General features: G+C 73.4%; 8 protein-coding genes. All 8 read right to left on the reverse strand.

Annotation, left to right across the window (positions count from 1 at the left end; genetic code table 11):
* Positions 1-2 precede the first annotated feature (2 nt).
* The 8 genes from AC0AIB_RS20490 to AC0AIB_RS20525 all read right to left on the reverse strand — a co-directional run bounded on the left by AC0AIB_RS20490 (position 3) and on the right by AC0AIB_RS20525 (position 6,147).
* The gene (locus AC0AIB_RS20490; RefSeq protein WP_328340041.1) at positions 3-1,010 is read right to left on the reverse strand and encodes an AAA family ATPase; all 1,008 of its coding nucleotides are present in this window, start codon (positions 1,008-1,010) and stop codon (positions 3-5) included.
* Positions 1,010-1,597: a hypothetical protein gene (locus AC0AIB_RS20495; protein ID WP_328340043.1), complete on the reverse strand. Its 588-nt coding sequence runs from the start codon at positions 1,595-1,597 to the stop codon at positions 1,010-1,012. Before AC0AIB_RS20495 ends, AC0AIB_RS20490 begins: the two co-directional genes overlap by 1 nt.
* 31 nt (positions 1,598-1,628) lie before the next feature.
* A complete protein-coding gene (locus AC0AIB_RS20500) occupies positions 1,629-2,366 on the reverse strand; it encodes a DUF4129 domain-containing protein (RefSeq protein ID WP_328348923.1) in 738 nt (245 codons plus the stop codon).
* Positions 2,367-2,385: 19 nt separating this feature from the next.
* Positions 2,386-3,177, reverse strand: a complete 792-nt coding sequence (locus AC0AIB_RS20505) for a uracil-DNA glycosylase (RefSeq protein ID WP_328340045.1) — start codon at positions 3,175-3,177, stop codon at positions 2,386-2,388.
* Complete coding sequence (locus AC0AIB_RS20510) at positions 3,170-3,856, reverse strand: dienelactone hydrolase family protein (protein WP_328348924.1); 687 nt, start codon at positions 3,854-3,856, stop codon at positions 3,170-3,172. The genes AC0AIB_RS20505 and AC0AIB_RS20510 overlap by 8 nt, the downstream gene beginning before the upstream one ends.
* A gap of 237 nt (positions 3,857-4,093) precedes the next feature.
* Positions 4,094-4,630 (reverse strand): LppU/SCO3897 family protein, encoded by a 537-nt coding sequence (locus AC0AIB_RS20515; protein ID WP_328340047.1) that lies wholly within the window; start codon positions 4,628-4,630, stop codon positions 4,094-4,096.
* Between the two features lie 108 nt (positions 4,631-4,738).
* Positions 4,739-5,818, reverse strand: a complete 1,080-nt coding sequence (locus tag AC0AIB_RS20520) for an HAAS signaling domain-containing protein (protein WP_465097264.1) — start codon at positions 5,816-5,818, stop codon at positions 4,739-4,741.
* The gene (locus AC0AIB_RS20525) at positions 5,815-6,147 is read right to left on the reverse strand and encodes a PadR family transcriptional regulator (RefSeq protein ID WP_465097265.1); all 333 of its coding nucleotides are present in this window, start codon (positions 6,145-6,147) and stop codon (positions 5,815-5,817) included. Before AC0AIB_RS20525 ends, AC0AIB_RS20520 begins: the two co-directional genes overlap by 4 nt.
* Positions 6,148-6,217 lie beyond the last annotated feature (70 nt).

Below are 6,217 nucleotides of genomic sequence, written 5' to 3' on the forward strand. Positions count from 1 at the left end.
GATCAGCGCCCGGCCTGGCCGGCCGCGTAGCTGGGCAGCGCGCCACTGGCCGGCGCCGGGGTCTGCTCCAGCACCTCGCCGACCACGAAGGAGGGGTCGACCCGGCGCAGCCACATCTCCGGGCGCAGGGTGATCCGGTGGGCCAGCGCGGGGGCCGCCACCTCCTTCACGTCCTCCGGAACCACGTAGTCCCGGCCGGCGAACACCGCCCGGACCCGGGCCAGCAGCAGCAGCGCCAGCGATCCCCGCGGGGACGCGCCGACCAGCACCGACGGGTGCTCCCGGGTGGCCGCGGTGAGGTCCACGATGTACTTGCCGACGGAGTCCTCCACCACCACGTCCTCCAACGCGGCCTGCATGGCCCGCAGGGTGCCGGCGTCGACCACCGGCTCGATCTGGGCCTCCTCGCGGCGACGGTCCATCCGCCGACGCAGCACCTCCCACTCCTCCTCGCGCTGCGGGTACCCGAACGACACCCGCAGCAGGAACCGGTCGAGCTGCGCCTCGGGCAGCGGGTACGTCCCCTCGTACTCGATCGGGTTGGCGGTGGCGAGGACGTGGAACGGCGCGTCCAGCCGGTAGGTGACGCCCTCGACGGAGACCTGCTTCTCCTGCATCGCCTCCAGCAGCGCCGACTGGGTCTTCGGCGGTGTCCGGTTGATCTCGTCGGCCAGCAGCAGGTTGGTGAAGAGTGGGCCGGCCCGGAAGGAGAAGTCGCCGCTGCGCTGGTCGTAGAGGAACGAGCCGGTGACGTCGGCGGGCAGCAGGTCGGGGGTGAACTGGAGCCGACGGAAGTCCAGCCCGAGGGCCTGGGCGAAGGAACGCGCGGTGAGCGTCTTGCCCAGGCCGGGCAGGTCCTCCAGCAGCACGTGCCCGCCGGCCAGGATGCCGGCGAGGACCAGTTCCAGGGACTCCCGCTTGCCGACCACGACCGTGCCGACCGCGTCCAGCACCGCCCGGGCCAGGTGGCCGACCTCCGTGGCGGGAATGCTGCGGTCCACGTCGTTCATCAGATCTTCTCCAGTTCGGCGACGATCGCCGCAAGGTCGCGCGGCGACGGGGGACGGCGGGAGGGGGTGTCGAGGAAGCTCCAGAGCGGCTCCCCGAGCAGGGCGCGGGCCCGGGTCGGGTCGGACTCCCGGGTCAGCCCGTGGCGTTGGCGCAGCCGCTCGTCGGCCAACTCGCCGAGGCGGGGCAGGATCCGCTCGGCGAACCGGTCCGGGTTCTCCGAGGACCAGTCCAGCGGGCGTTCCCAACCGTTGATGGCGGCCCGCAACGCGTCCCGGGCCGCCCAGTTGTAGGCGCCCGGTTCCTCACCGGCCGGGGTCCGGGCACCGCTGCGGGGTGGCGGCGGCGGGGCGAGCAGTGCGGTGACCCGGCGGACGGCGAGCACCGCCAGCACCCCGGCCACCACGATCCCGATCGACAGTTGCAGGCCGACCGCGCGCAGGCCGACCAGGATCACGGCGGTGACCCCGGCGGCGGTCAGGAGCAGCCGGAAGACCCAGCGGGCACGTCCGCCCCGGGCCCGGCCCGACCGGGCCGGTGCCTCCTCCTCGAAGCGGAAGAGGTCGTCCAGGCCTGTCGACTCGCTCATCCCGGCACCTCACCGGGTGCGGTACGGGCGGTCACGCCGGCTCCTGCGCGTCGGCGAGCGCGGTGAGTTCGCCGCGCAGTCGTCGTAGCGCCCCCCGGGCCTGGTCGCGCATCCCGGCGTCGACGGTGCGGGTGGCGTAACGGGCCTCGCGGTAGACGTGCGCGAAGCCGTCCAGCACGTCGGCGCTGGCGATGGCGGGCACGCCGGCCGCCGGGTCGCCGCGCAGCAGCCGGCTGACCAGGTCGGTCGGGGTGTCCCCGGTACGCCTCGGCACGCCGGCCTCGGTGGCGGCCTCCTCCAGCCGCACCCAGCAGGCGATGACTGCGGTACGCGGGTCGGTGTCGGCGTCGTCCAACTCCTCCAGGCCGGCGTCGAGCGCGGCCACCACCTCCCGCGCGGTGCCCTCGGCGGTACGCCGGGCCCGGGTGGCGGGGATCGCCCGGCTGGTCCGCCGCAGCGCGCCGCGCAGCAGGGTGAAGGCCAGGTAGCCGAGGGCGGTCAGGATGGCCAGTCCGAGCAGGACGATCGCCACCGTGGCGATCCACTGCGGGACGCTCGCCCGGGTCTGCTCGGCGTCGGTGCGCGGTTCGATCGGGATGGACCGGGCCGGCTCGGCCGTCGGATACTCCGGCACGTACGGGAGGCTCTCGGCGGCGGGTGGGATGCGGCTGGCACCGATCGACGAGTGGCCGGCGGCGAGTGCGGCGGCGAGCAGCAGCAGCGAAACCACGGCGACGGGCCACCACCTGCGCAGTACGCCGAGGTCCATCGCCACCGTCCCACGCTGCTCAGTCCACCCCCGCGAGCTGTTTCGCCCGGGCGAACACATCGTCAAGCATCTGTGCGGTCAACCGCCCGGTGAAGGTGTTCTGCTGGCTGACGTGGTAGCAACCGAGCAGATCGGGAGCGGCCGACCCGGACCAGTGTGCCCCATGGCCGAAGACCGGTCGCGGGCTGGGCGGCCGGACGCCGTACACCTGGCGCAGCACCGGCCACCACGCGGCCCAGGCGAAGCCACCCAGCGCGACGACCACCCGCAGGGTGGGCCGGATCAACTCCACCTCCCGGTGCACCCAGGGGGCGCAGGTGTCCCGCTCGGCCGGGGTGGGCTTGTTGTCCGGCGGCGCGCAGCGTACGGCGGCGAAGATCCGGGTGCCGACGAGGGCGAGCCCGTCGTCGGCGGCCACACTGGTCGGCTGGTTGGCCAGCCCGGCCCGGTGCAGGGCGGCGAAGAGCACGTCGCCGGAGCGGTCCCCGGTGAAGACCCGGCCGGTCCGGTTGCCCCCGTGCGCGGCCGGGGCCAACCCGAGAATCCCGATCCGCGTCGGCGCCGGGGCGGTGGCCGGTGGGCCTGCGCCGCCGCGCCCGGTGCGGTTGTCCGGGGAGCCGAAGCCGGGCACCGGCCGCCCCCAGTAATCCTGGTCGCGGAAGGCGGCCCGTTTCGTCCGGGCGACCTCCTCCCGCCAGTCGACCAGACGCGGGCAGGCGAAGCAGTCGCCGATCGCCGCGTCGAGGTCGGCCAGGTCGGTCGCCCGCGCGGCGCGGGCGACCACCTCGGCGGGGGTACGCGACTCAGCCAAGCTTGGCCCGGAAGAGTTCCAGGGTGCGGGCCCAGGCGGTGGCGGCGGCCCGCTGGTCAAAGTTCTCCGGCCGGTCCTCGTTGAAGAACGCGTGCGCGGTGCCCGGGTAGTCGTAGGTCTGGCAGGTGCCACCGGCGTTCTCGACGGCCCGACGCACGGTCTGTACCCCGTCGGCGGCGGAGAGGCCGTCCGCCTCGGAGCAGTGCACGACCGCCGCCTTGCCCGCGTAGTCGGCCCACTCGGTGGGCATCCCGTCCCACGGCAGCCGAGGGTAGAAGGCGGCGGTGGCCACGATCCGCTCGGCCCGGGTCGCCGCCCAGAGGGCCAGGCTGGCACCGGCGCAGAACCCGGCGCAGCCGACCTTGCCGGTCACCTCGGCCCGGCCGGCGAGGTATTCCGCCGCACCGGCGATGTCGGCCGCCGCCTCGTCCATCTGGGCGCTGTTGAGCATCTGCCGGGGCTCGCTGGGTTTGCTGGCCGGCTGGCCGTGCCGGAAGTCGGGGGCCAGCGCGACGAAGCCGGCCTCGGCGAACCGGTCCACCACCGAACGGATGTGCGGGACGAGACCCCACCAGTCCTGGATGACGATGACCGCCGGGCTGGCCGTTCCACTGGACGGTATCGCGAGATACCCCTCGCCGGTCCCTGCGCTACGGCGGTAACTCACCATCTCGCCCATCGGCCCGTCCTCCTGTCGGTCAGTCATCATCGGCTGGTCGCAGGGCGCTCCTACGTGTCGGTAGCCTGTCACGCCGTACGCGTGCCGGGAAGATGCCGGAACAGTGGCATATACCTCGCGTTCACCGACGGTGGCGTGGGACACGCCGACGGCGGCGCGGAGGTTCCCGCGCCGCCGTCGGCGGACTGCCGTCCCGACCCGGTCAGGCCTTCCCGGTCGACCGGAAGGCCCTCCCGGTCAGGCCTTCTTGGCCAGGCAGAGCAGGTAGCCCTTGCCGCCCGGGGCGATGTTGTAGAAGACGTAGCCGTCGTCGCCCTCCTTGAGGTACTGCTCGCACGCCTTGCCCGTCTTCGCCTGCGCCTCGGTCTGCTCCTCCACCCGGCCGACAACGGTGTAGACGGCCTCGGTCGAGGTGCACTTGACCACCTTGGCGTCGCTCACCGACTGCTCCTCGGTGCCTGTCACCTCGGGCAGTTCGGCGATGCAGTCACCGGCCTTCGCCTCGGCCGTCTCGTCCGGGTTGAGGAAGTTGCCGATGGCGCTGGCGACGCCGAACTTCAGCGCGGCGATCACCAGAAAGGCGACGACCGCGCCGACGATGCCGAGCGCCTTCTTCGCGCCGCCGCCCTTCGACTCCTCCGGCTGCTGCAGCTGCGCCGGCTGCTCCGGCGTGACGGCGGAGGCCGGTGCGACCGGCTCGGCCTGACCGGCCTGCTCGGCCTGGCCGGCCGGTTCTGCCAGCGGCGCGGGGGGCGGTGCGACCTGCTCTGACACGGGGTTTCCTTCCGAGGGGTGGATGAGCAGACGACAACGTAGCGACGAAGATCAGCGTGCGCTGCCCCGTTCCCATCGTCCGTTCAGCCATTTCCCAGCAAGGCCGGGTCAGCGGGTAGCGGTGGGCAGGGGCTCGCCCGCCGGCCCGGCCACCGACGGCGGCGCGGGCGGCGGCGTCGGAGCCGACCCGGTGGGGTCGGCGGTGCCTGGCCCGGTGGGGACGGGCGCGCCCGGCGTGGTTGCCGTCGGAACGGCGACGGGCCCGGTCGGTGCGGGCGAGACGCCCGGATCACCTGTCGACCCGGGCGGGAGCGGGGCAACGGCCGGCGGGCGCGGCCGGAACGGCGCCTGCTCCGGGCAGTACGGGTAGCCACGCTGCATGGGGTTGACGTCGGGCAGGGCGGGATCGTCGCAGGCCGGCCAGCCCAGCCGGATCGGGGTGCCGTTCTGGTCGAAGAGCCGGGCGTTCTCCACCACCCGCCCTTCGCTGTCGTAGACGTAGACGTCCTGCACCTGGTCGTACGGGTTCTGCACGGAGGTCGACTGGTAGCCGTAGTCGGCACCGAGGCGGGCGTTGTCGTCCACGACCAGCAGTCCGCCGATCGCGAACAGGATCAGCCCCACTGCACCGGCGTGCACCGCCCAGCGCTGCCAGATTCGCAGTTCGGAGGTGTGGCGACCCAACCAGCAGGAGCCGACGACCAGCCCGGCGAACATCAGCAGCCCGACGAACCAGTTGCCGTCGAGCCGGGGCAGCAGGCCGAGCGGGCCGTCGGTGCTGATCGCGGTGATCAGCATCGCGGCCAGGTAGGCGCGGCCCACCCACCAGGCCGGGCGGAGCAGCCGCAGGAACTCGCCCGCCGTGGCGTGCCCGAGCAGTGGGCCGAGCCGGGCGTCGACCCGGTCGATCCGGGTCCGGGCATGTCCCACCATGACGGCGATCCGCCGTTCCAGGACCCGTCGGCCGGCCGCCGCATCGCCCGCCCCGGCGGCGGCGCGCAGCTCCGCCGCGTACGCCTCGGGGGTGCCCAGCCGGTCGACCAGCGAGCCGTCGGCTTCGGCGGCGACCTCGGTCAGGTGTTCCGGAAGGTCCTCGGTCAGCTCGTCGCGGGCCTGCGGTGGCAGGTCGGCCAGGGCGGCCCGCACCCGCTCGACGTAGTCCGTGACGTCCTGCCCAGTGACGGTCATGCCGCCCTCCCCCGATCGTCGAGCAGCTGGTCCATCGTCGTGGCGAACGCGCGCCAGGTCTTGCCGGAGCGGGTGAGCTGGTCACGGCCGGCGGCGTTGAGCGCGTAGTACTTGCGGTGCGGCCCGGACTCGCTCGGCACCACGTACGTGGTGAGCAGCCCGGCGGCGAAGAGCCGACGCAGCGTGCCGTAGACCGAGGCGTCCCCGACCTCCTCCAGCCCGGCCTCCCGCAGCCGGCGCAGGATGTCGTACCCGTACCCGTCGGAATCCCGCAGCACGGCCAGAACAGCCAGGTCAAGCACACCCTTGAGCAGTTGTGTGGTGTCCACACGACACACACTACTGCGCAATGCAAACTACCGTCAACAACACACTACCCACCCCCACCCGTCCCCGTCC

It is taken from the genome of Micromonospora sp. DSM 43699, from assembly GCF_055517075.1.

Coding starts and splice junctions, on each gene's coding strand:
- AC0AIB_RS20510 (WP_328348924.1), bottom strand. CDS start 3,856: ATGGGCGAGATGGTGAGTTACCGCCGTAGCGCAGGGACCGGCGAGGGG.
- AC0AIB_RS20500 (WP_328348923.1), bottom strand. CDS start 2,366: ATGGACCTCGGCGTACTGCGCAGGTGGTGGCCCGTCGCCGTGGTTTCG.
- AC0AIB_RS20520 (WP_465097264.1), bottom strand. CDS start 5,818: ATGACCGTCACTGGGCAGGACGTCACGGACTACGTCGAGCGGGTGCGG.
- AC0AIB_RS20495 (WP_328340043.1), bottom strand. CDS start 1,597: ATGAGCGAGTCGACAGGCCTGGACGACCTCTTCCGCTTCGAGGAGGAG.
- AC0AIB_RS20490 (WP_328340041.1), bottom strand. CDS start 1,010: ATGAACGACGTGGACCGCAGCATTCCCGCCACGGAGGTCGGCCACCTG.